The organism is Saccharopolyspora tripterygii (assembly GCF_054778355.1).
In genome coordinates, this window is record NZ_BAAGZP010000001.1 from 1 (window position 1) to 19,489 (window position 19,489).

The window sequence follows — 19,489 nt, forward strand, 5'->3', positions numbered from 1 at the left end:
TTCCAAGCGAGGCCGAAGCCTCACACATCAGGTGTCAACCAAACCCTGGGCAGACCCCCGCTGGTTCCGGCTGCGCCTTCCTTTGCCCATGGCTACAAGCTAGTGCACGGGGACGGTCACACAACTGCCTTCGAGCAAGGAACTCTCTGCGCGACTTCAACCGGCCACGGACGGAGTAATGGTCGGGCGGGTGCGTTAGGCCATGGCGCGACGCCAGCCGTACGCCCGGCAGTCGGCTTGGCTGAGGTCCGCTTACGACACGCAGCGGCTCCGCAGGGCCGTTCTCGATGAAGATGTGAGCGTTGAGCACCGAGGCACCGAGGGGCGTGCCCGTGAATCGCCCGTGACTGCCGACTGCCGACGGCGGAGGCTGGCTGGCAGTGACCGATCGGTCCTTCGGTCGCTGAGATTTTCGCTCCTGGTCAGAGCTGATTTCGTGTGGCCAAGAGAAGCGCCCCCGGCAGGATTCGAACCTGCGACACCGGCTTTAGGAGAGCCGTGCTCTATCCCCTGAGCTACGGGGGCCTGATCGGAGGGTACCCGGACGGTTGTTCGGGTTGGGCACGTGGTGCTCAGTCCGGGTCTTCGTCTTCTTCGCCGGTTTCGACTCGGTTCCTGCCTGCGCGTTTGGCCTTGTACAGGCCTATGTCTGCGGCGGCGAAGAGTTGGTCGAGGTCGTGGTGGCCTGCTGAGACGCCGATGCTGACGGTGGGCTTCTTCTCCAGTCTTCCCAGGACCAGGCGCCAGTCGTGGGCGTTGACGGCGGAGCGGATGCGTTCGGCGACGCGGGGGCCGGCTTCGCGGGAGTCCTCTGCGGCGTCGACCAGGAGGACCACGAACTCGTCGCCCGCCCACCTGCACAGCAGGTCGCCCGCGCGGCATTCGCGGCGCAGCAGGTTCGCGATCTCCTGGAGGACCACGTCGCCCGCGGTGTGCCCGGCGAAGTCGTTGACGTCCTTGAAGTAGTCCACGTCGAGCAGGACCAGCCACGGGATGCGGCCGGCGGAGGCGGTGCGCTCCAGCAGGACCGGGGCCATGCGTTCCAGGCCCAGCCGGTTCGCCAGTCCGGTCAGCGGGTCGCGCAGCGCGGCTTCGCGGGCGGCCATCGCCATCCGCTGCGCCTGGGTGGCGACCCTGCGCTGCTCCAGTGCTTGGCCGAGGCCTTCTTTGAGGATGTCCACGGCGGCCACCGCGGCCGAGACCGCTCGTCTCAGGGCCGCTGCTTCGCCGACAGGATCGCCCAGCTGCCTGCAGATCTCGGCGAGCTCGCGGGAGAACCGCATCATCAGGAACGACTCGTGGATGGTCTCCGCGCTCTCCAGCGCGCGGGACGCGAAGGTGCGGGCCTCGGTCAAGACGTTCTGCGCGCGCCGGATCACCGCCAGCACCCAGTTCGCCATGGCGGCGCCGTAGTGCTCGGAGGTGTCGCGGCCGAGGGCCAGCGACTCCTGGGCGACGCGTTCGGCCGCCTCCAAGTCGTCCATCCCCGCCAGCGACCGGGCGAGGCAGGCCAGGGCGGTGCGCTTCACCCCGCCCAGCTTGGTCAGCGACTGGGCCTCCTCGCAGAGCTCGCGGGCCGCGGCGAACTGGTGCGACGCCTGCTCGGGCTGGTTCGCGGCCCGGAACACCCGCGAGATCCCCTCGCGCAGCTGGCAGTGCGCCAAGGCGTCCTGATCACCCGAGTCCCTGGCGATCTGCACGGCCAGCGACATCAGGTCCATCGCCGGGCCGCGCCGCCCGATCCCCTCCAGCAGGAAACCCAGCATGCTCACGGTGTGCGCGGCGGACCCGCCGCTCGGCGGCTGGGTGTCGAGCTCGGTCCAGCCCTCGGTGATCAGCTCCAGCGCGAGGGGGATGCGGCCGAGCCGCCAGGCCAGCATGGCGCGGTGCACCAGCACCGTGGAGCGCACCCAGCGGGCGTCGACGTAGTTCGATCCACCGGCGATCAGCTCGTCGAAGGCAGCATCGGCCTCGGTGAAGCCGCCCGTGTCGAGCAGGTGCCTCACCAGGCGATCCTGGGCCGGGATGTGGCCGACCAGCGGTTGATCCTCCAACTGACCACGACCTCGTCGTGAGCACGTCATCGTGGCCGCTCGGCTGAGCGGCCTCTCAGAGGCTACCGGTTGCGACCGCGTCCGTACGCTTCGTAGTGGAGGACGTCCTCCAACGGCATGCGCTGCCGCCAGCCGTGCCGCTCCAGGTCCGGTGTGTCGGCGAGCTCGCGAACGGGCCCCACGCACAACCATGCCACCGGCCTGACCTCGCTGGGAACACCGAGCAGCCTCCGCAGGAACTCCTCGCGGTAGAAGCTGACCCAGCCGACCCCGAGACCTTCGGCGGTCGCGGCCAGCCACAGGTTCTGGATCGCCAGGCACACCGAGTACAGGCCGGCGTCGGCGATGGCGTGCCTGCCCAGCACCTCCGGAGCGCCTCGGTCCGGGTCGTAGGTGACGGCGATGCCCAGCGTGGACTCCACGATGCCCTCGACCTTGATCTTGCTGAAGGTCTCGGCCCGCTCGCCCTCCAGCTTGCTGGCGAACACGCTGCGCTCGGCCAGGACGTGCTCGCGGAACGCGCGGCGGGTGCCCGCGTCGCGCACCAGGATGAAGTCCCAGGGCTGGGAGAGCCCCACGCTGGGGGCCGTGTGGGCGGCGGTGAGCACCCGGCGCAGCACCGGCTCGGGCAGTTCCGCGCCGGAGAACTCGCCGCGGACGTCCCGACGTCGGTTGATCACGTCGTAGAGCCCGGCGGCGGGGGCGGAATCGGTCAGGTTGGGGGTGTGTCCAGGGGTCTTCATCGCGGTCAATGCTGCACCGGCGATACCGGTCGCCCGGGGTCAGGGTGACCGGTATCGCACGGTGATCGACCGGAACGCCCTATTTGTGGTGGTAGGGCAGCAGCGCCATCTCGCGGGCGTTCTTGATCGCCTTCGCGACGTCGCGCTGCTCCTGCGCGGTCAGCCCGGTCACCCGGCGGGAGCGGATCTTCCCGCGGTCGGAGATGAACTTGCGCAGCAGCGTCACGTCCTTCCAGTCCACCTCCACGACGCCTTCGCGCTGGAGGAGGTTCGGCTTCCTGCGGCGTTCGACGGGTCGGCGCACGCGATCACCAGCTCGACTTCGTCACGCCGGGGAGCTCGCCGTTGTGCGCCATCTCGCGCAGGCGCACCCGGGAGAGCCCGAACTTGCGGACGTAGCCGCGCGGGCGCCCGTCGATCGCGTCCCGGTTGCGCAGCCGGACCCGGCTGGCGTCCCTCGGCTGCCGCTGCAGCTCCCGCTGGGCCTCGACCCGCGCGTCCGGCTCGGTGCCGGGCGAGGCGATGATCCGCTTCAGCTCGGACCGCCGCTCGGCGTACCGCGCGACGACCTCCTCGCGCTGCTGGTTGCGGGCGATCTTCGACTTCTTGGCCATGCACACCTCTTCTCGGTCGTCCCGCGCGCGAAAACCGCGTGGTGCAGCGGCTTTCGCGCGGTGGTGATCAGCGTTCTTCCCTGAATTCGACGTGCTCGCGGGCCACCGGGTCGTACTTGCGGAGGCGCATGCGGTCGGGGTTGTTGCGGCGGTTCTTGGTGGTGACGTAGGTGAAGCCGGTCCCGGCGGTGGAGCGGAGCTTGATCACCGGGCGGGTGTCGGTGCTCTTGGCCATCAGAAGCGTTCCCCTCGTGCGCGCATGTCGGCGACCACGGCGTCGATGCCGCGCTTCTCGATCGTCTTCATCCCCTTGGTCGAGACCCGCAGCCGGATCCACCGGTTCTCGGCGGGCAGCCAGTAGCGCTTGCGCTGCACGTTGGGCAGCCAGCGGCGGCGGGTTCTGCGGTGGGAGTGCGAGACCTGGTTGCCGTAACCGGGCTCCTTGCCGGTCACCTGGCAGCGGACGGACATGACCTTCCTCTCGATAACGACATCCATTTTCATCTAGCGTGGGTTCAGGGTAGCGTGTCGGCAGCGAAGATGAAAACCGTTGTCGATTGAGGTGGGGATGTTCACCGATCCGTCCGAGCGGACGCCGCTGCTGCTGGTGGCCGGTCTCCGCGAACCCCAGGTCGCCGACGTGGCCGAAGCCGCGCGGCGGCGCGATCCGTCCGGCACCGCGCTCGTGCACGCCGACCTGCGCTCGGTCGCCGAGGGCGTCGTGCGCCGGGAGGTCCGGCACGGCGACCACGTCGAGAGCCACGTCCTCGAACTCGCGCACGGCTGCGTCTCCTGCACCCTGCGCGAGGACCTGCTGCCGCTGCTGCGCAGGCTCGCCGCAGCACCCGACGTCAACCGGATCGTCGTCCGGCTCGACCCGGCGCTGGAGCCCGAGGCGATCTGCTGGGCGCTGCGCCACGTCGCGGTCGACGGCCGTCCGCTGCTCACCGACGTCGCCGTCGAAGGCGTGCTGGCCACCGTCGACCTCGGCACCTGGCTGCCGGACGCCTCCGGTGAGCAGGAGCTCGCCGAGCGCGGTCTGGGCGGCAGCGCCGACGACGAGCGGACCGTGGCGCAGGTGGCGGTCGGCCAAGCCGAGTTCGCCGACGCCGTCGTGCTCGCCGGCGCGGCCGAGGACCGCTGGCAGCGGGTCCGCACCGAGGCCGTCCTCGCCCGGCTCACTCCCTCCGCGCCGCTCGCGCACCTCGACGACCTGGACATCTCCGAGCTGCTCGCGCGGATCCCGAGCGAGTCCCGGCGCGGTGAGGTCGACGGTCCGCACGGTCGGCTGCTGCGCGGTCAGCCGTCGCTGGACACCGACGCCGGAGTGGCCACGGTCCTGTTCGAGGAGCGCCGCCCGTTCCACCCGAAGCGGCTGCACGAGGCGATCGACCTGCTGCTGGAGGGCGTCGTGCGCACCCGCGGCCGGTTCTGGGTGGCCAGCCAGCCCGACGACGCGCTCTGGCTGGAATCCGCCGGTGGGGGACTGGCGATCGCCCACGCCGGACCGTGGCTGGCGACCGTGGACGACTGGGACGGCCTGTCCGACGACCGGCGGCTGAGGGCCTCGTTGACCTGGGACGACTACTACGGCGACCGGATGAACGAACTCGTCGTCATCGCCCACGAGGCCGATCCGCACGAGATCGCTCGCGCGCTGCGCGACGCGGTGCTCACCGACGACGAGCTCGCCGCCGGCCAGCAGGCCTGGGCGCAGTACCCCGACCCGTTCGCCGACTGGCGGACCGAACCGTGCGCGGAACCCGCCGAATCCGATCTGGGAGGCAACCAGTGAAACCCGACATCCACCCCGAGTACCGGCACGTGGTGTTCCAGGACCGCACCACCGGCAAGAGCTTCCTCACCCGGTCGACGGCGACGTCCGAGGCCCGCGTCGAGTGGGAGGACGGCAACACCTACCCGCTGATCACGATCGACGTGACCGCCTACTCGCACCCGTTCTGGACCGGCAACCAGCGGGTCATGGACACCCAGGGCCGGGTCGAGAAGTTCCGGCGCCGCTACGGCGACCGGCGCAGCTGACGCCCGCCGCACGACCGACCGAGAGGATCCCGACATGGCAGTCCCCAAGCGCAAGACCTCGCGCGCCAACACCCGCCACCGCCGGTCGCAGTGGAAGGCGCAGGCGCCCGATCTGGTGCCGATCGTGGTGGACGGCGAGCGGAAGCTGGTACCGCGCGCGTTGATCCGGCACTTCCAGGAGCGGTGAACTCACCCGGCGCGCGTCGCCACTCGCAGTGATCGACGCGCGCCGCGGTGGAGACCGCAGTCACCCCGACGCGCGAGGGTGCCGGGGTTCTCAGCTCGTTCTCAGGGCAACGGGTAACACTGTCCGCATGCGCATCCTCGTCGTCGACGACGATCGTGCCGTGCGGGAGTCGCTGCGAAGGTCTCTGCAGTTCAACGGCTACCAGGTGGAACTCGCCGCGGACGGTCAACAAGCACTGGACCAGCTGGCCGACAGCCGCCCTGACGCGATGGTCCTCGACGTCATGATGCCCCGCCTGGACGGTCTGGAGGTCGCCCGGAGGCTGCGCAGCACCGGTGACGATCTGCCGATCCTGGTGCTCACCGCCCGCGACGCGGTGTCCGACCGGGTCGCGGGGCTCGACGCCGGCGCCGACGACTACCTGCCCAAGCCCTTCGCGCTGGAGGAGCTGCTGGCCAGGCTGCGCGCCCTGCTGCGCCGGGCGACCCCGGTGGAGGACGGCACGGACGGGCACCCCGCCGCGCTGCGGTTCGCCGACCTGGAGCTGGACCCCGGCACGCGCGAGGTCCGCCGCGGCGAGCGCTCGATCAGCCTCACCCGCACCGAGTTCGCCCTCCTGGAGCTGCTGATGGCGCACCCCAAGCAGGTGCTCACCCGCAGCAGGCTCCTCGAAGACGTGTGGGGCTACGACTTCCCGACCTCCGGCAACGCCCTCGAGGTCTACATCGGATACCTGCGGCGCAAGACCGAAGCGGAGGGCGAGGCCCGGCTGATCCACACCGTTCGCGGTGTCGGCTACGTGCTGCGCGAGACGCCACCGTGATGGGCAACCCGATGGCCGTTCCCGCGCCGCCGCCACCGGAGGTGGACGACCCGCCGCCGCCGAGCAGGCTGCAGAAGGTGTCGCTGCGCAACCGCGTCACCTGGCTGGCCGCGATGTGCGTCGCGGGTGCGGTCGCGCTGGTGTCGGTCGGAGCCTTCGTGACCGTGCGGGACAGCCTGTACCAGCAGCTCGACGAGAGCCTCACCGAACGCGCGGTGGAGGCCGCCGAGGGACCGCTGGTGCGCACCGCTGACCTGCAGCAGGTGCCGGTCGCGTTCTTCGTCGCCACCAACTTCAAGATCAACGTTCTCTCCGCCGACGGCACGGTGTTCGGTCCCGAGGAGCGGCCTCCGATGAGCGTGCTGGAGCTGTCGGTGGCCAAGGGCGAGGCGCAGCGATCGTTGCGCACCGACAAGGCGAGCAACAGCCGCGTCGTCGCGGTGCCCACGCGCAACGCGGCGCTGGTCATGTCGACCTCGCTGCAGCCGACCCAGCGCACGTTGGCTCAGCTCAGCGTGGTCCTCGTGGTGATGGGCGGTGCCGGGATCCTGCTGGCCGCCGCCGCTGGAACCGCGGTGGCCCGGGCCGGTCTGCGCCCGGTGCAGCGGCTGACGGCCGCCGCCGAGCGGGTCGCGCTGACGGGAGACCTGCGTCCGATCCCGGTCAGCGGGGACGACGAGCTGGCGCGGCTGACCACGAGCTTCAACGGGATGCTCAGCGCGCTGGCCGAGTCCCAGGAGCGGCAGCGGCGCCTGGTCGCCGACGCCGGGCACGAGCTGCGCACACCGCTGACCTCGCTGCGCACCAACCTGGAACTGCTGCTCGCCGCCGCCCGGCCGGACGCGCCGAAGCTCTCCGAGCAGGACCGCCAGGAGATGTTCTCCGACGTCCAGGCGCAGGTGGAGGAGCTGTCCGCGCTGGTCGGCGACCTGGTCGAGCTCGCCCGCGAGGACACCCCGCAAGCCGTGCACGAGTCGGTGGACCTGGTCGAGGTGGTCGAACGGGCGCTGAGCCGGGCCAGACGTCGCGCCCCGCGCACCGAGTTCGACGTGCACCTGGACCGGTGGGTCATGATGGGCGACGCGACGGCCCTGGAGCGGGCGGTGCTGAACCTGCTCGACAACGCCGCGAAGTGGAGCCCGGAAGGCGTCCACGTGCGCGTCGACCTCCGTCCGGAGGAAGGCACGGGACTCGCCGCGCTGGAAGTCGCCGACGGCGGGCCGGGCATCGCGGAGGGCGACCGACCCCACGTGTTCGAGCGGTTCTACCGCTCGTCGCACGCGCGCACGCTGCCCGGATCGGGACTGGGCCTGTCGATCGTCAAGCAGGTCGCCGAGCGCCACGGCGGGTCCGTGCTGGCCGCGCAGGCGCCGGAGGGCGGTGCGCTGCTGCGCATGACGCTGCCCGGCGACTCTCAGCAAAACGAACAGCAATGAACAGCTGACCCCGGTTCGGCGCCCCAACTCCCCGGCCGTCCGGCCGGTAACCCGTCAGGTATTGTTGGTTTTTGTTGACTTGATGACGGAAAGCTGGCGCCCGGCCAGGGGGTGGACGTGCTCGCACGACAACGCCAGGAAGTGATCCTCGACGAAGTGCGGCGCACCGGAGCCGTGCAGGTCGGGGACCTCGTGCAACGGCTCGGCGTGTCGGACATGACGATCCGGCGCGACCTCGACGCCCTCGCCCGCAGAGGTCTCGTCGAGAAGGTCTACGGCGGCGCGACCTCCACGATCGGCACCAGCACGGACGAACCCGGCTTCGAGGCCAAGTCCGTCCGGCAGCTCACCGAGAAGGAAGCCATCGCGAAGCTGGCCGCCGACCAGATCCAGCCCGGCACCGCGATCGGCCTCTCGGCCGGAACCACGACGTGGACGCTCGCGCGGCAGCTCGACGAGATCCCGGACCTGACCATCGTCACCAACTCGGTCCGGGTCGCCGACGCGCTGCAGCAGCGCGGCCGCGTCGACCGGACCGTGGTGCTCACCGGTGGCGTGCGGACCCCGTCCGACGCGCTCGTCGGACCCGTCGCCGTGCAGTCGCTGCGCTCGCTGCACCTGGACCTGGTGTTCCTCGGCGTGCACGGGATGGCGCCGCGCGCCGGCTTCACCACGCCGAACCTCAACGAGAGCGAGACCAACCGGGCCTTCGCCGAGGCCGCCGGCCGGTTGGTGGTGGTCGCCGACAGCGCCAAGTGGTCCACCGTCGGCATCTCCACGATCGTCGACTTCGACGAGGTCGACCTGCTGATCAGCGACCAGGGGCTGCCCCTCGACGCGCGCGAACTGCTCGAAGAGCACGTCGAGCTGCTGCTGGCCGATCAGCAGCCAACCGAGGAGGAAGAAGAGTGAAGCGCACCGCGCGCCGCCTGGCCGACGGCCGGGAGATCATCTACTTCGACGCCGAACCGGGGCCCGAGCGCACCGCGGAGGACGCCCGCGAGCTGCCGCCCCAGGCGCCGGCGTCGGAGATGCGGCGCGACCCGCTGACCGGGGAATGGGTGGCCATCGCCGCGCACCGGCAGTCGCGCACCTACAAGCCGCCGGCCGCGATGTGCCCGCTGTGCCCGAGCGCTCCCGGTCGTCCCAGCGAGATCCCCGAATCCGACTACGACATCGTCGTCTTCGAGAACCAGTTCCCGTCGTTCGCTCAAGGCATTCCCGGCGAACCGGCCACTGTGGACGGGATGCCGATGGTGCCGACCGCGCCCGCGCGGGGGCGCTGCGAGGTCGTCTGCTTCACCTCCGACCACAACTCCTCGTTCAGCGCGCTGAGCGCGAAGCAGGTTCGCGGCGTCGTCGACGTCTGGGCCGATCGCACCGCCGCGCTCAACGAAACCCCGGGCGTCGAGCAGGTCTTCTGCTTCGAGAACCGGGGCGAGGAGATCGGCGTCACGCTGCACCACCCGCACGGGCAGATCTACGGCTACCCGTTCGTCACGCCCAAGACCGAGACCATGCTGCGGGTCGCGGAGCAGTACCGCGCCGAGCACGGCACGCACGTCATGGGCGACGTGCTTGCCGCCGAGCGCCAGAGCGGCGACAGGGTCCTGGTGGACTCCGAGCACTGGACCGCGTTCGTCCCGGCCGCCGCCCGCTGGCCCGTCGAGGTCCAGATCGTGCCGCACCGCCAGGTTCCCGACATCCCGGCGCTCACCGACGCCGAGCGGGACGACTTCGCCACGACCTACCTGGACGTGCTCGGCCGCCTCGACCGGCTCTACGACAAGCCGCTGCCCTACATCGCCGCCTGGCACCAGGCGCCGGTGAACACCGGCCGCGACCTGTCGTGGCTGCACCTGGAGCTGTTCTCGGTGCTGCGCAGCGCGGACAAGCTCAAGTACCTCGCGGGCTCGGAATCCGGCATGGGCGTCTGGATCAACGACGCCACTCCCGAGCAGATCGCCTCCCGCCTCCGCTGAACCCCGCGACCTCCCGAGCGAGCGGTTGCGGGCGGTGCCCGGCTCGCCCGGTCCCAGTTTTAGTCCAAACCGAGCCATGATCATGTCCGAAATGTCGGCTCAATTGTGGCTAAAACTGGGACTTGCCCTGATCGGGGGGACGGGTGCTGCGTGTTGGGGTTGCGGTGATCAGATCTGGGCGGTGCCGCCGTCGACGGCCAGTTCGGAGCCGTTGACGTAGCTGGAGGCGTCCGAGGCGAGGAACGTTGCTGCCGCGGCGATCTCCTCGGGTGTGCCGTGCCGCCCGAGCGGGATCATCTGCTTGCTCTGCTCCTGGATCTCCGATGGGACCAGGTCGTGCAGGCCCGGGGTCGGGACCATGCCGGGTGCGAGCACGTTGACGCGGAAGCCGTGCTCGCGCGAGCTGTGGGCCCAGCCCCGGGCGAGGTTGCGCACCGCGGCCTTGGTCGCGCCGTAGACCTCGAGGCCCGGCTGGGGGCGCGCCGCGGCGGTCGAGCCCGTCAAGATGATCGAGGCCCCCGGCCGGAGCAGCGGCAGCGCCTTCTGAACCGTGAACACCGTCCCCTTGACGTTGGTGGCGAACAGCGCGTCCAGCTGCTCCTCGGAGACCTCGCCGAACGGTGCGGACGTGCCGATGCCGGCGTTGGCGACCACGACGTCGAGGTGACCCGCCTGCTGACGGACGGTCTCGTAGAGCGCGTCGAGGTCGGCGGTGACCGAGGAATCGCAGACCACGGCGGTCACGTCCTCGCCGAGCTCGGCGACCGCGGCGTCGAGCGCGTCCTTGCGGCGGCCGGTGATGAACACCGTCGCGCCCTCGTCGCGGAAGGCTCGTGCGATCGCGAGCCCGATGCCGCTGCTCCCGCCGGTGACCACTGCGACCTTGTCCGTCAGGACGGCCATGCCGCCCACCTCCTCGTTTTTATGGACCATGCGGTCCACAACTATGCCGAATCTGGACCGCGCGGTCAACAAACCTGGCCCGGTTATGGCCTGCAGGGTCCAGAACTCCTACCGTTGAGGGATGCCTCGACCTCGGGAATTCGACGAACACCAGGTGCTCCTCGCCGTCCGCGAGGAGTTCTGGGACAAGGGCTACGCGGCGACGTCGATGGACGACCTGCTGCGCGCGAGCGGGCTCGGGAAAGGCAGCCTCTACGGCGCCTTCGGCGACAAGTGCAGCCTCTTCCTGCGGGTCCTGCGCGACTACGACGACGCGAACCTGCTGAGCCTGCGCGAACGCCTGGAGTCGGCGACGCGAGCGGTCGAGTTCGTGCGCGAGTTCGTGCTCGGCGTGGCCGACGATCCGAGCGGAGCCGCGGCGCGGCGCGGCTGCCTGCTGGCCAACAGCACCGCCGAACTGGCCCGCAGCACACCGGACGTCGCGGCCGAGGCCCGCCGCAGCTACGAGGCGATCACCGCCACCCTCGCCGCGGCCGTCGAGCGCGCCCAGCGCGAAGGTGACGTCGACCCGGACGCCGACACCGCCGAGATCGCCCGCGCGGTCCTCGCCGCCCAGCTCGGGGTCATCGCGCTCGGCCGGACCGGGATGGAGCTCGACGCGCTCACCGAGGTCGCGCGCTCCGCCCTGGCGTGCTCGCTGCCCGCGCCGACGCCGTAGCGGCGCGTTTGTCGGTTTCGTCGGGGTGGGTGATGGCGATCATGGGACTTATCATGCGTGCCCACAGTCAGATCTCAGGCACTTCTCAGATGCCCGGAGCACAGTGGGAGCCATGACCGAACACACCCCGGAATTCGGTGACAAGCCGGACGAGCCGAAGACGAGCGGAGAAGGCGATACCCCTCCATCCGGGGTGCCATCGCCGCAGCAGACCCCCCAGCAGGGGCCGTCCAGCCAGCCGCAGCAGCCCGCTCAGCCGGGCCAGGGCGCCGGGCCGTACGGAACTCAGCAGCACTCGTACGGCATGCACCAGCAGCCGCACCAGACCCAGCAGTTCGGGCAGCAGCCCTGGCCCGGCTACGCCTCGGGCCAGCCGCAGCAGCAGAAGAAGCCCGGCAGGGGACTGGCCGCCGGTGTGGCCGTGCTCGCGCTGGTGTGCGGCCTCGTCGGTGGCGGCGTCGGCGGATTCGTCGGTTACCAGCTCAGCGGCGACAGCAGCGGCACCGGTGCCAGCGCGCTCGACGAGTCCAAGCCGGCCCGCAGCGCCAGCACCGCGCCGCAGGGATCGGTCCAGCAGGTCGCGGAGAAGGTCCTGCCGAGCGTCGTGCAGATCAAGATCGACAGCATGCAGGGCTCGGGTGAGGGCTCGGGCATCGTGCTCAGCAACGACGGCCTCATCCTCACCAACAACCACGTCGCCGAGGGCGGCCGGGGAGGGCGCCTGACCGCGCTCTTCCACGACAACCGCACCGCGCCGGTGCGCGTCGTGGGCACCGACCCGAATTCCGACCTGGCGGTGGTCAAGGCCGACATCACCGGGCTGACCCCGGCCGAACTCGGCCGCAGCGACGACCTGCCGGTCGGCTCGCAGGTCGTGGCCATCGGCTCGCCGTTCGGCCTGTCCGGCACGGTGACCAGCGGCATCGTCAGCGCCAAGGACCGCCCTGTCCGGGCAGGCGGTGAGTCGGGCAGCCAGGACACGGTGCTCAACGCGCTGCAGACCGACGCCGCGATCAACCCCGGCAACTCCGGTGGCCCGCTGGTCGACATGGACGGCCGCGTCGTCGGCATCAACTCCGCGATCTACAGCCCCGGCAGCGGGCAGGAGCAGGCCGGCTCGGTCGGACTGGGCTTCGCGATCCCGATCGACCAGGCTCGCCGCATCGCCGGGGAGCTCAAGGACACCGGTTCGGCCACCCAGACCACGCTCGGGGTGACGATCACCCCGGCGGCGGCTCAGCCAGGTGCGCAGGTCCGCGACGTCACGCCCAACGGCCCCGCCCAGCAGGGCGGCATCCAGACCGGCGACGTGATCACCAAGTTCGACGACCGCGCCATCCTCGACCCGGACGCCCTGGTCGCCGCGGTCCGCTCGCACAACCCGGGCGAGCGGGTCCGGGTGACGCTCGCAGGCCCCGGCGGCGAGCGCACGGTCGACGTGACGCTCACCGGTCAGCGGGGCTGACCCCAAGATCGCGTCGGCCGGGTTCCCGCGGGCAATTGCCCCCTTCCTGCACCGCGGGACCGGCCGACGTGTCCACAGTGCTCAGCGCTGCGCCGCCCTCGCCGGACGGAGCCGGGGAGCACGGCAGGCGCAGCTCGGAGACCGAAGGAAGGGGCTGGGGAGGAACATGTCGGACGAAACGAGCACCGTGACCGGGATCGCGCCGAAATTGGTGGAGCTCACCGACTCCTTTGAACTGACCGAACCCGACCTTGGCACTACGGTTACCGGCATGGAACGCAGCGCGCAGCGGCTGGGGCGGGCCCTGGTGGTCGTGGTGGACGACCGGGTCGCCCAGGGCGAGCAGGAAGACAACATCGGTCCGCTGGTGACCGAGTTGCTGGAAGAGGCCGGATTCATCGTCGACGGAACCGTCGCGGTGGCCGGTGAAACGGTGGACATCCGCAACGCGCTGAACACCGCGGTGATCGGCGGCGTCGACGTGGTGATCACGGTCGGCGGCACCGGAGTGTCGCCCCGGGACGTCACCCCGGACGCGACCGCCGGTGTGCTGGACCGACCGATCCCGGGCATCGCGGAAGCGCTCCGCGCCTCCGGGCTGGCCGCGGGTGCGGTCGACGCCGGGGTGTCACGCGGTCTCGTCGGGGTCTCCGGCAGCACCCTCGTGGTGAACCTGTCGGGTTCGCGGGCGTCGGTCCGCGACGGCATGGCGACCCTCACACCGCTGGTGGCCCACGTGATCGAGCAGCTCTCGGGGCTCGACACCCCCTGAGCCAGAACGAGAAGAGCGGTGGCGGCTCCCTGTTCGGAGTCGCCACCGCTCTTTCTTCGCCGAGGTGATCAGCCGGGCTTCGGGCCGGTGTCGTCGGGGCCCTTGTCCTGCGAACCCTTGTCCTGCGGGCTGTTGGAGCCGGAGTCCGTCGAGTCGCCCTTGGCGGGATCCCCGTTCGCGGAGTCGCGCTTGAGCACGCCCTCGACCTTGCCGCTCACCGACTCGATCTGATCGTGGTACTTGCCGCCGGTGGCCTTGTCCAGGCTCGACTTGGCGGCGTCGAGCCCTTTGGCCGCGCTGGGGCCCGCCTTCTCCGCGAACTCCCCGGCCTTGCCCTTGGCCTGGTCGGCCAGCTCTTTGGCCTTGTCCAAGAAACTCATCGCAGCCTCCCTGCGTCGCTGTCTCCCGCGACGGCGAGACACCCACTCACTGTAACCGATTTCACACTCGGTGAGACCGATCAGTGCGGGTCCCGCGGCGATCGAGGCAAGATGGACCGGTGAGCAGCGAATCGCCCCAGGAGAAGGCCGAGCGGGAGAAGCGGCGCAGGCTCGCCGAGATCTTCGGAGAGGTGCTCCCGGAGACGACCTCCGACGACCGCCCGGACACGACCTCGGCGAACACCCGCGACAGCTGGTACCGCGAGAACCGGCCGCCGCACCACGGCGGCTAGGCCCAGGTCAGTTGCGGGAGGCGGCGTTGCCGTTGCCGGTGCCCGTGGTGGCCTCTTCCTCGGTGGCCAAGCCCTCGATGCGCGGCAGGCCCTGCTCGGCGCGCAGCAGGTTGCGGATCTCCAGCAGCAGCTCCACGTCGGTGGGCTCGGCCTGACCCTCTTCCTTGCCCTTCTTGCGGCGCTCGGAGATCTTGTTCATCGGAACGACGAACAGGAAGTAGACGACGGCCGCCGTGATGAGGAACGTGATCACGGCGTTGATCACCGCGGCGAAGTCGATCGTCGAAGCCTTGTTGCCTGCGATGACCTGGATGCTCAGACCCGTGACGTTCCCGCCGCCGGTGGCCGCGATCAGCGGCTTGATGATGCTGGTGGTGAAAGCCGTGACCAGGGCGGTGAAGGCGCTACCAACGACCACCGCGACAGCGAGGTCGATGATGTTGCCGCGCATCAGGAAGTCTTTGAATCCCTTGAGCACGTTGGCACTCCTTTCGAAGAACGCGAGTCCGGATTTGCCGGATCGGGGCCCGCTCCGCATTCGTCGATGATCGGCGCGGGGCTCAGGCAGCGGATGGCAGCGTAACGGTAACCGAACACCAGAAAGTAATTGCTGGTGCTCATACATGCGCTGTTCGAGTGAAAGCTGTGGCGACTTCCACAACGGAGCGTTCTTCGCCGACTGCCAGGAGCAAGGCCAGTGCGAGCAGGGCGGCGGCCACGATCCGGCGGAGCCAGAGCGCGCCGCGCCTGCTGCGGAGCAGGCCGTGGAGCCGGTCGAGCGGAGTGGGATCGAGCCCGGAGCCTGTGCGCATGTCGCCCCCTCGTCGCTTCGGAGAGATCGGATGCGTTCGAAGCTAGAGGCGTCTCGGGCGGGGCGGAATGGGCGAGCGCGAATCTGTGGAAGAACCCGGTGCCTGTGGACAACTCGGCTCACTCCGACGGTTCGATCGAAGCAATTCTTGATCACGCAGCGCTGACGAACTCGGGCTTTTCGTGCATACGACAAAGCCGCCGGCCACATTCGAGTGACCGGCGGCTGAAGTCTCGGTGAATCAGGAAGCCGCGGCGGTGGTGCTGCTCGACGTCGAGCCCGAGGAGGACGAGCTCGACGAGGACGAGCCGGAGGACGACGAACCCGACGAGGACGAGCCCGACGACGACTCCGAGGAGGCGTTCGACGACGAGCCGGACTCCGAGGAGGTCGACGATCCGGACGAGCCCGACGAGGTGGAGGACCGGTTGTCGGTGCGGTAGAAGCCGCTGCCCTTGAACACGATGCCGACGGCGTTGAACAGCTTGCGGAGCCGGCCGGTGCACTGCGGGCACTCGGTCAAGGAGTCCTCGCTGAACGACTGCACCTGCTCGAATCGATGGTCACATTCGGTGCAGGCGTACTGATATGTGGGCACGGCCGCGAACCTCCGAAATCTGGGCTTGGCACTCAAACTACGGGAGTGCTAACCCGATAATGCTAGACAACCGGTGTCCAGTGCAAACAGTCCTACGTCACACGGGCAACCGCACGACCCCCCGGGACGGCGTGATGACGCTGGTCATCCGCACGTCGTGGTCCTCCCCGGGCAGCGAGGGCACGAACTCCGGGTCTCGCACGATCCCCAGCATCTCCGCCGCCGGATCCCGGAACGGCAATGACCGGTCGTAGTAACCGGCGCCGCGCCCGAGGCGGACGCCCTGGTGGTCGATGGCCAGCGCGGGGACCAGGACGACCTGCGCCTGCGCGATCGCGGCACGGCCCAGGCGCTCGCCCGCGGGCTCCAGCAGGCCGAACCCGGCCGGTCGGAGCGAGTCCGGGCCGGTGTACTCGGCCCATTCGAGCGGGTTGCGGCCGGACACGATCGGGAGCAGCACCCGCAGGCCCGCCTCGCGCAGGGCCGAGGGCAGGTCGGCGCCCGGCTCCGGGCCGACCGGCATGTAGGCGGCCACCGCGCTGCACTCCCGCTGCGCCAACCAGTCCAGCAGGATCGGCAGAAGTACCTGGTCATCGGCCTGGCGAGCGGATTGGTCCAGCTCGTCGCGCTGGAGCAGCAGGTGGCTTCGCCATTCCGCTTTCGACGTACAGAATTCATCCAGTGAGCTCACGGGTTCACTGTAGGTTCGACCGATAAGCTGCGGCGTCATGAGCAGCCCGACGAGCACGCCGAACGCGTTCCGGACCGCCATCGTGCCGGCGGCAGGCCTGGGAACCAGGTTCCTGCCCACGACGAAAGCGGTGCCCAAGGAGTTGCTCCCGGTCGTGGACACCCCGGGGATCGAGCTGGTGGCCGCGGAGGCCGCTGAGGCCGGGGCGCAGCGCTTGATCATCGTCACCTCGCCCGACAAGGGCGCGGTCGCCGACTACTTCCAGCCGAGCCCCGAGCTCGAGCAGACCCTCAAGGCCCGCGGCAAGGACGACCTGCTCGCCAAGGTGCACCGGGCGTCCGAGCTGATCGAAGCCGAGACCGCGCTGCAGGACAAGGCCCTCGGTCTCGGCCACGCCGTGGGCTGCGCCGAAGGCTCGCTCGCCGACGACGATGACGCGGTCGCCGTCCTGCTGCCCGACGACCTCGTGCTGCCGACCGGCGTGCTGAGCCGGATGGCCGAGGTGCGGGCGAGCTACGGCGGGAGCGTGCTGTGCGCATTCGACGTGCCCAGGGAGAAGATCTCCTCCTACGGCGTCTTCGACGTCAGCGACACCGATGCCGACGACGTCAAGGTCGTGCGCGGCATGGTCGAGAAGCCCGCCGCGGCCGACGCGCCGTCGACCTTGGCCGCTGCCGGTCGATACCTGCTGGACCGCGCCATTTTCGACGCCCTGCGACGCATCGAGCCCGGCGCCGGTGGCGAACTTCAGCTCACCGATGCCGTAGCGTTGCTGATCTCCGAGGGACACCCGGTTCACGTCGTGGTCCACCACGGTGGGCGACACGACTTGGGAAATCCTGGCGGTTTCCTGAAAGCTGCGGTGGACTTCGCGCTAGCGGATCCCGAGTACGGGCCGGACCTGCGGGACTGGCTCGCCGAGCGGATCGACAGAAGCTGATGCCGAGCGCCGGGTAGGCCGACCCCGGCACCGGTGAGGAGCGGGGAGAGGCGACAGCCATGAGGTCAGTGGACGAGCAGCTGGCGCGGGTGCTCACGGCCGCCGTCCGGCCCGCCCCTGTTCGGGTGGCGATCTCCGAGGCGCAGGGGCTGCTGTGCGCGGAAGAGGTCGTGGCCGAGCGGGCGTTGCCGGGATTCGACCAGGCGGCCGTCGACGGCTACGCCGTGCGCAGCGTCGACGTGCAGACCGCGGGCGAGGAGACCATCGTGCTGCCGGTGGTCGGCGAGATCCCGGCGGGTTCGCGGCAGCCGCGCAGGCTGCAGCCGGGGCAGGCGGTCCGGGTCGCCACGGGCGCTCCGCTGCCGACCCTCGCCGACGCCGTCGTGCCGCTCGGCTACACCGACGAGCAGCCGGCCAAGATCACCGTCCAGCACCCGGTGCCGTCGGCGGCGTTCGTCCGCCGGACCGGCGAGGACGTCCAGACCGGCGATGTCGCCGTGCGGCGCGGAGCGCCCATCGGCTCCGCCCAGGTCGGGCTGCTCGCCGCGGTGGGCCGCGACAAGGTGCTGGTGCACCCGCGCCCCCGGGTCTCGATCATCTCGCTGGGCGACGAGCTGGTCGACGTCGACCGCACGCCCGGGCAGGGACAGGTCTACGACGTCAACTCCTACGCGCTGGCCGCCGCCGCGCGCGACGCCGGAGCCGAGGTCACCCGCGTCGGCATCGCCAGCAACGAGCCGCGACGGCTGCGCGAGGTGGTCGAAGGGCGCTTGCTGCTCTCCGAGATCGTGGTGATCGCCGGTGACGTCGGCGGCAGCGCCGGTGGCGACGTGCGCTCGGCGCTGGCCGACCTCGGTGCGCTCGACGACGACCGGGTCGCGATGCAGCCGGGTTCGGTGCAGAGCTTCGGCCGGCTCGGCCCGGACGAGATCCCGACCTTCGTCGTGCCGGGCAACCCGGTCAGCGCGCTGGTGGTCTTCGAGGTGTTCGTCCGCCCGCTGATCCGGTCGGCGCTGGGCAAGGAGAACCCGCACCGCCGCAGCGTGTCCGCCGAACTGCTCTCGCCGATCACCGCCACCAAGGGGCGGCGCGGATACCTGCGCGGGCAGTTGCTGCGGGACCCGAAGAACGGCTCCTACCTGGTGCAGCCGCTGGGCACCTCCGGTTCGCACCTACTCGCCTCGCTGGCCGAGGCGAACTGCCTGATCGTCGTGGAAGAGGACGTCACGGAGGTCGCGGCGGGCGAGGACGTGCAGGTGCGGTTCCTCTCGCAGCGTTCGTGAGCGCGGATGCAGCCCACCGACGCTGATGGGTTCCCGATCGGTCGCCACCCCGGCTGGCCGGCGCGCCTCGGACCGTTGCAGACCTCGCGCGGCACGATCGCGCTGCGCCCGCCGCGCCTGCGCGATGCCGGGATCTGGAGCCGCACCCGCCTGCAGGACCGCGAGTACCTGCAGAAGTGGGAGCCGACCGCGCTCGGCGGCTGGCGGGAGCGCAACGCCCCGGCCGCGTGGCCCGCTCAGTGGGCGGCCCTACGGGGCATGGCGCGCCGGGGTCAGGCCCTGCCCTTCGCGATCACCGTGGACGGCGATTTCGCCGGGCAGCTGACCGTCGGCAACGTCGTTCGCGGCGCGCTGCGCTCGGCCTGGGTCGGGTACTGGGTCGCGAGCAGGCTGGCGGGCGGGGGAGTGGCGCCGGCCGCCGTGGCGCTGGCCGTCGACCACTGCTTCGGCCAGGTGGGGCTGCACCGGCTGGAGGCCACGGTCCGCCCGGAGAACGAGCGCAGCATCCGCGTGCTGGAGAAGTCGGGCTTCCGCCGCGAAGGGCTGTTCCACCGCTACCTCGACGTCGCGGGCGCGTGGCGGGATCACTACGTCTACGCCATGACCACCGAGGAAGTCCCGGACGGCGCGGTGACCCGCCTGATCCGCTCCGGCGGCGCCACCCGCTTCCCTCGTTGAGATCGATCGCACACCGTCACGGCTGACCTGCGGTCGAGTTGCGCGACTTGGTCCGAATGGTCGCCCGAATGAGGG

25 protein-coding genes, 1 tRNA gene and 1 pseudogene are annotated in these 19,489 nt (G+C 70.5%); 15 read left to right on the top strand and 12 right to left on the bottom strand.

From position 1 onward, the window contains the following. Positions 1-452: 452 nt before the first annotated feature. The 7 genes from ACYVF3_RS00005 to rpmB form a co-directional block, all read right to left on the bottom strand. Positions 453-525: transfer RNA gene (locus ACYVF3_RS00005), tRNA-Arg, on the bottom strand. A gap of 47 nt (positions 526-572) precedes the next feature. Next, positions 573-2,054 (bottom strand): GGDEF domain-containing protein, encoded by a 1,482-nt coding sequence (locus ACYVF3_RS00010; RefSeq protein ID WP_461152216.1) that lies wholly within the window; start codon positions 2,052-2,054, stop codon positions 573-575. Positions 2,055-2,116: 62 nt separating this feature from the next. Further along, on the bottom strand, positions 2,117-2,797 hold the full coding sequence (gene bluB / locus ACYVF3_RS00015; protein WP_461152217.1) for a 5,6-dimethylbenzimidazole synthase: 681 nt from the start codon (positions 2,795-2,797) through the stop codon (positions 2,117-2,119). A 79-nt stretch (positions 2,798-2,876) separates the two neighbouring features. Further along, entirely contained in the window at positions 2,877-3,101 is a 225-nt protein-coding gene (gene rpsR / locus ACYVF3_RS00020; RefSeq protein ID WP_461152218.1) for a 30S ribosomal protein S18, read from the bottom strand. 4 nt (positions 3,102-3,105) lie between these two features. Continuing rightward, entirely contained in the window at positions 3,106-3,411 is a 306-nt protein-coding gene (gene rpsN, locus ACYVF3_RS00025) for a 30S ribosomal protein S14 (RefSeq protein ID WP_461152219.1), read from the bottom strand. A 67-nt stretch (positions 3,412-3,478) separates the two neighbouring features. Further along, a complete protein-coding gene (gene rpmG / locus ACYVF3_RS00030; protein WP_461152220.1) occupies positions 3,479-3,646 on the bottom strand; it encodes a 50S ribosomal protein L33 in 168 nt (55 codons plus the stop codon). Continuing rightward, complete coding sequence (rpmB, locus tag ACYVF3_RS00035) at positions 3,646-3,882, bottom strand: 50S ribosomal protein L28 (protein WP_145745208.1); 237 nt, start codon at positions 3,880-3,882, stop codon at positions 3,646-3,648. The genes rpmG and rpmB overlap by 1 nt, the downstream gene beginning before the upstream one ends. 97 nt (positions 3,883-3,979) lie before the next feature. On the opposite strand from rpmB, the gene mrf reads away from it, so the two are divergent. The 7 genes from mrf (at position 3,980) to galT (ending at position 9,882) form a co-directional block, all read left to right on the top strand. Further along, positions 3,980-5,206 (top strand): ribosome hibernation factor-recruiting GTPase MRF, encoded by a 1,227-nt coding sequence (mrf, locus tag ACYVF3_RS00040; RefSeq protein WP_461152604.1) that lies wholly within the window; start codon positions 3,980-3,982, stop codon positions 5,204-5,206. Continuing rightward, positions 5,203-5,454 carry a type B 50S ribosomal protein L31 gene (locus ACYVF3_RS00045; RefSeq protein ID WP_461152221.1) on the top strand — a complete coding sequence of 84 codons (252 nt, stop codon included), beginning with the start codon at positions 5,203-5,205 and terminating at the stop codon, positions 5,452-5,454. Before mrf ends, ACYVF3_RS00045 begins: the two co-directional genes overlap by 4 nt. 34 nt (positions 5,455-5,488) lie before the next feature. Continuing rightward, positions 5,489-5,641, top strand: a complete 153-nt coding sequence (gene rpmF / locus ACYVF3_RS00050; RefSeq protein WP_461152222.1) for a 50S ribosomal protein L32 — start codon at positions 5,489-5,491, stop codon at positions 5,639-5,641. 127 nt (positions 5,642-5,768) lie between these two features. Then, entirely contained in the window at positions 5,769-6,464 is a 696-nt protein-coding gene (locus tag ACYVF3_RS00055) for a response regulator transcription factor (protein WP_461152223.1), read from the top strand. An 11-nt stretch (positions 6,465-6,475) separates the two neighbouring features. Next, positions 6,476-7,900 (top strand): sensor histidine kinase, encoded by a 1,425-nt coding sequence (locus ACYVF3_RS00060; protein ID WP_461152605.1) that lies wholly within the window; start codon positions 6,476-6,478, stop codon positions 7,898-7,900. Between the two features lie 117 nt (positions 7,901-8,017). Further along, positions 8,018-8,812: a DeoR/GlpR family DNA-binding transcription regulator gene (locus ACYVF3_RS00065; RefSeq protein WP_461152224.1), complete on the top strand. Its 795-nt coding sequence runs from the start codon at positions 8,018-8,020 to the stop codon at positions 8,810-8,812. Continuing rightward, positions 8,809-9,882, top strand: a complete 1,074-nt coding sequence (gene galT, locus ACYVF3_RS00070; protein WP_461152225.1) for a galactose-1-phosphate uridylyltransferase — start codon at positions 8,809-8,811, stop codon at positions 9,880-9,882. The genes ACYVF3_RS00065 and galT overlap by 4 nt, the downstream gene beginning before the upstream one ends. A gap of 168 nt (positions 9,883-10,050) precedes the next feature. Here the strand turns inward: galT and ACYVF3_RS00075 are convergent, their stop codons facing one another. Further along, entirely contained in the window at positions 10,051-10,785 is a 735-nt protein-coding gene (locus tag ACYVF3_RS00075) for an SDR family NAD(P)-dependent oxidoreductase (protein WP_461152226.1), read from the bottom strand. Positions 10,786-10,906: 121 nt separating this feature from the next. On the opposite strand from ACYVF3_RS00075, the gene ACYVF3_RS00080 reads away from it, so the two are divergent. From ACYVF3_RS00080 to ACYVF3_RS00090, 3 genes are all read left to right on the top strand, one after another. Next, complete coding sequence (locus tag ACYVF3_RS00080) at positions 10,907-11,503, top strand: TetR/AcrR family transcriptional regulator (protein ID WP_461152227.1); 597 nt, start codon at positions 10,907-10,909, stop codon at positions 11,501-11,503. A 112-nt stretch (positions 11,504-11,615) separates the two neighbouring features. After that, entirely contained in the window at positions 11,616-12,968 is a 1,353-nt protein-coding gene (locus tag ACYVF3_RS00085; protein ID WP_461152228.1) for a S1C family serine protease, read from the top strand. A 271-nt stretch (positions 12,969-13,239) separates the two neighbouring features. After that, complete coding sequence (locus ACYVF3_RS00090) at positions 13,240-13,740, top strand: MogA/MoaB family molybdenum cofactor biosynthesis protein (RefSeq protein ID WP_132619691.1); 501 nt, start codon at positions 13,240-13,242, stop codon at positions 13,738-13,740. Between the two features lie 68 nt (positions 13,741-13,808). Here ACYVF3_RS00090 and ACYVF3_RS00095 read toward each other — a convergent pair whose 3' ends face one another. After that, positions 13,809-14,120: an antitoxin gene (locus ACYVF3_RS00095; protein WP_461152229.1), complete on the bottom strand. Its 312-nt coding sequence runs from the start codon at positions 14,118-14,120 to the stop codon at positions 13,809-13,811. Positions 14,121-14,239: 119 nt separating this feature from the next. Here ACYVF3_RS00095 and ACYVF3_RS00100 point away from each other — a divergent pair, with 119 nt between their 5' ends. Then, positions 14,240-14,413: a hypothetical protein gene (locus ACYVF3_RS00100; RefSeq protein ID WP_461152230.1), complete on the top strand. Its 174-nt coding sequence runs from the start codon at positions 14,240-14,242 to the stop codon at positions 14,411-14,413. Between the two features lie 7 nt (positions 14,414-14,420). On the opposite strand, the gene mscL is transcribed toward ACYVF3_RS00100, so the two are convergent. After that, a complete protein-coding gene (mscL, locus tag ACYVF3_RS00105) occupies positions 14,421-14,891 on the bottom strand; it encodes a large-conductance mechanosensitive channel protein MscL (RefSeq protein ID WP_461152231.1) in 471 nt (156 codons plus the stop codon). 569 nt (positions 14,892-15,460) lie between these two features. Between mscL and ACYVF3_RS00110 the strand changes: the two genes are divergently transcribed. Next, complete coding sequence (locus ACYVF3_RS00110; RefSeq protein ID WP_461152622.1) at positions 15,461-15,667, top strand: hypothetical protein; 207 nt, start codon at positions 15,461-15,463, stop codon at positions 15,665-15,667. A gap of 14 nt (positions 15,668-15,681) precedes the next feature. On the opposite strand, the pseudogene ACYVF3_RS00115 reads toward ACYVF3_RS00110, so the two are convergent. Both ACYVF3_RS00115 and ACYVF3_RS00120 read right to left on the bottom strand, forming a co-directional pair. Continuing rightward, a pseudogene (locus ACYVF3_RS00115) lies at positions 15,682-15,822 on the bottom strand (FmdB family zinc ribbon protein); the annotation flags it as partial. A gap of 97 nt (positions 15,823-15,919) precedes the next feature. Next, the gene (locus ACYVF3_RS00120) at positions 15,920-16,513 is read right to left on the bottom strand and encodes a 5-formyltetrahydrofolate cyclo-ligase (protein WP_461152232.1); all 594 of its coding nucleotides are present in this window, start codon (positions 16,511-16,513) and stop codon (positions 15,920-15,922) included. Between the two features lie 37 nt (positions 16,514-16,550). Here ACYVF3_RS00120 and ACYVF3_RS00125 point away from each other — a divergent pair, with 37 nt between their 5' ends. From ACYVF3_RS00125 to ACYVF3_RS00135, 3 genes are read left to right on the top strand one after another with little or no spacing between them, the layout of a single operon-like run. After that, positions 16,551-17,453, top strand: coding sequence for a UTP--glucose-1-phosphate uridylyltransferase (locus tag ACYVF3_RS00125; protein WP_461152233.1), 903 nt, complete (start codon positions 16,551-16,553; stop codon positions 17,451-17,453). A 59-nt stretch (positions 17,454-17,512) separates the two neighbouring features. Beyond that, positions 17,513-18,736, top strand: a complete 1,224-nt coding sequence (gene glp / locus ACYVF3_RS00130) for a molybdotransferase-like divisome protein Glp (RefSeq protein ID WP_461152234.1) — start codon at positions 17,513-17,515, stop codon at positions 18,734-18,736. 6 nt (positions 18,737-18,742) lie between these two features. Next, a complete protein-coding gene (locus ACYVF3_RS00135) occupies positions 18,743-19,414 on the top strand; it encodes a GNAT family N-acetyltransferase (protein ID WP_461152235.1) in 672 nt (223 codons plus the stop codon). The last annotated feature ends 75 nt before the right edge of the window (positions 19,415-19,489 follow it).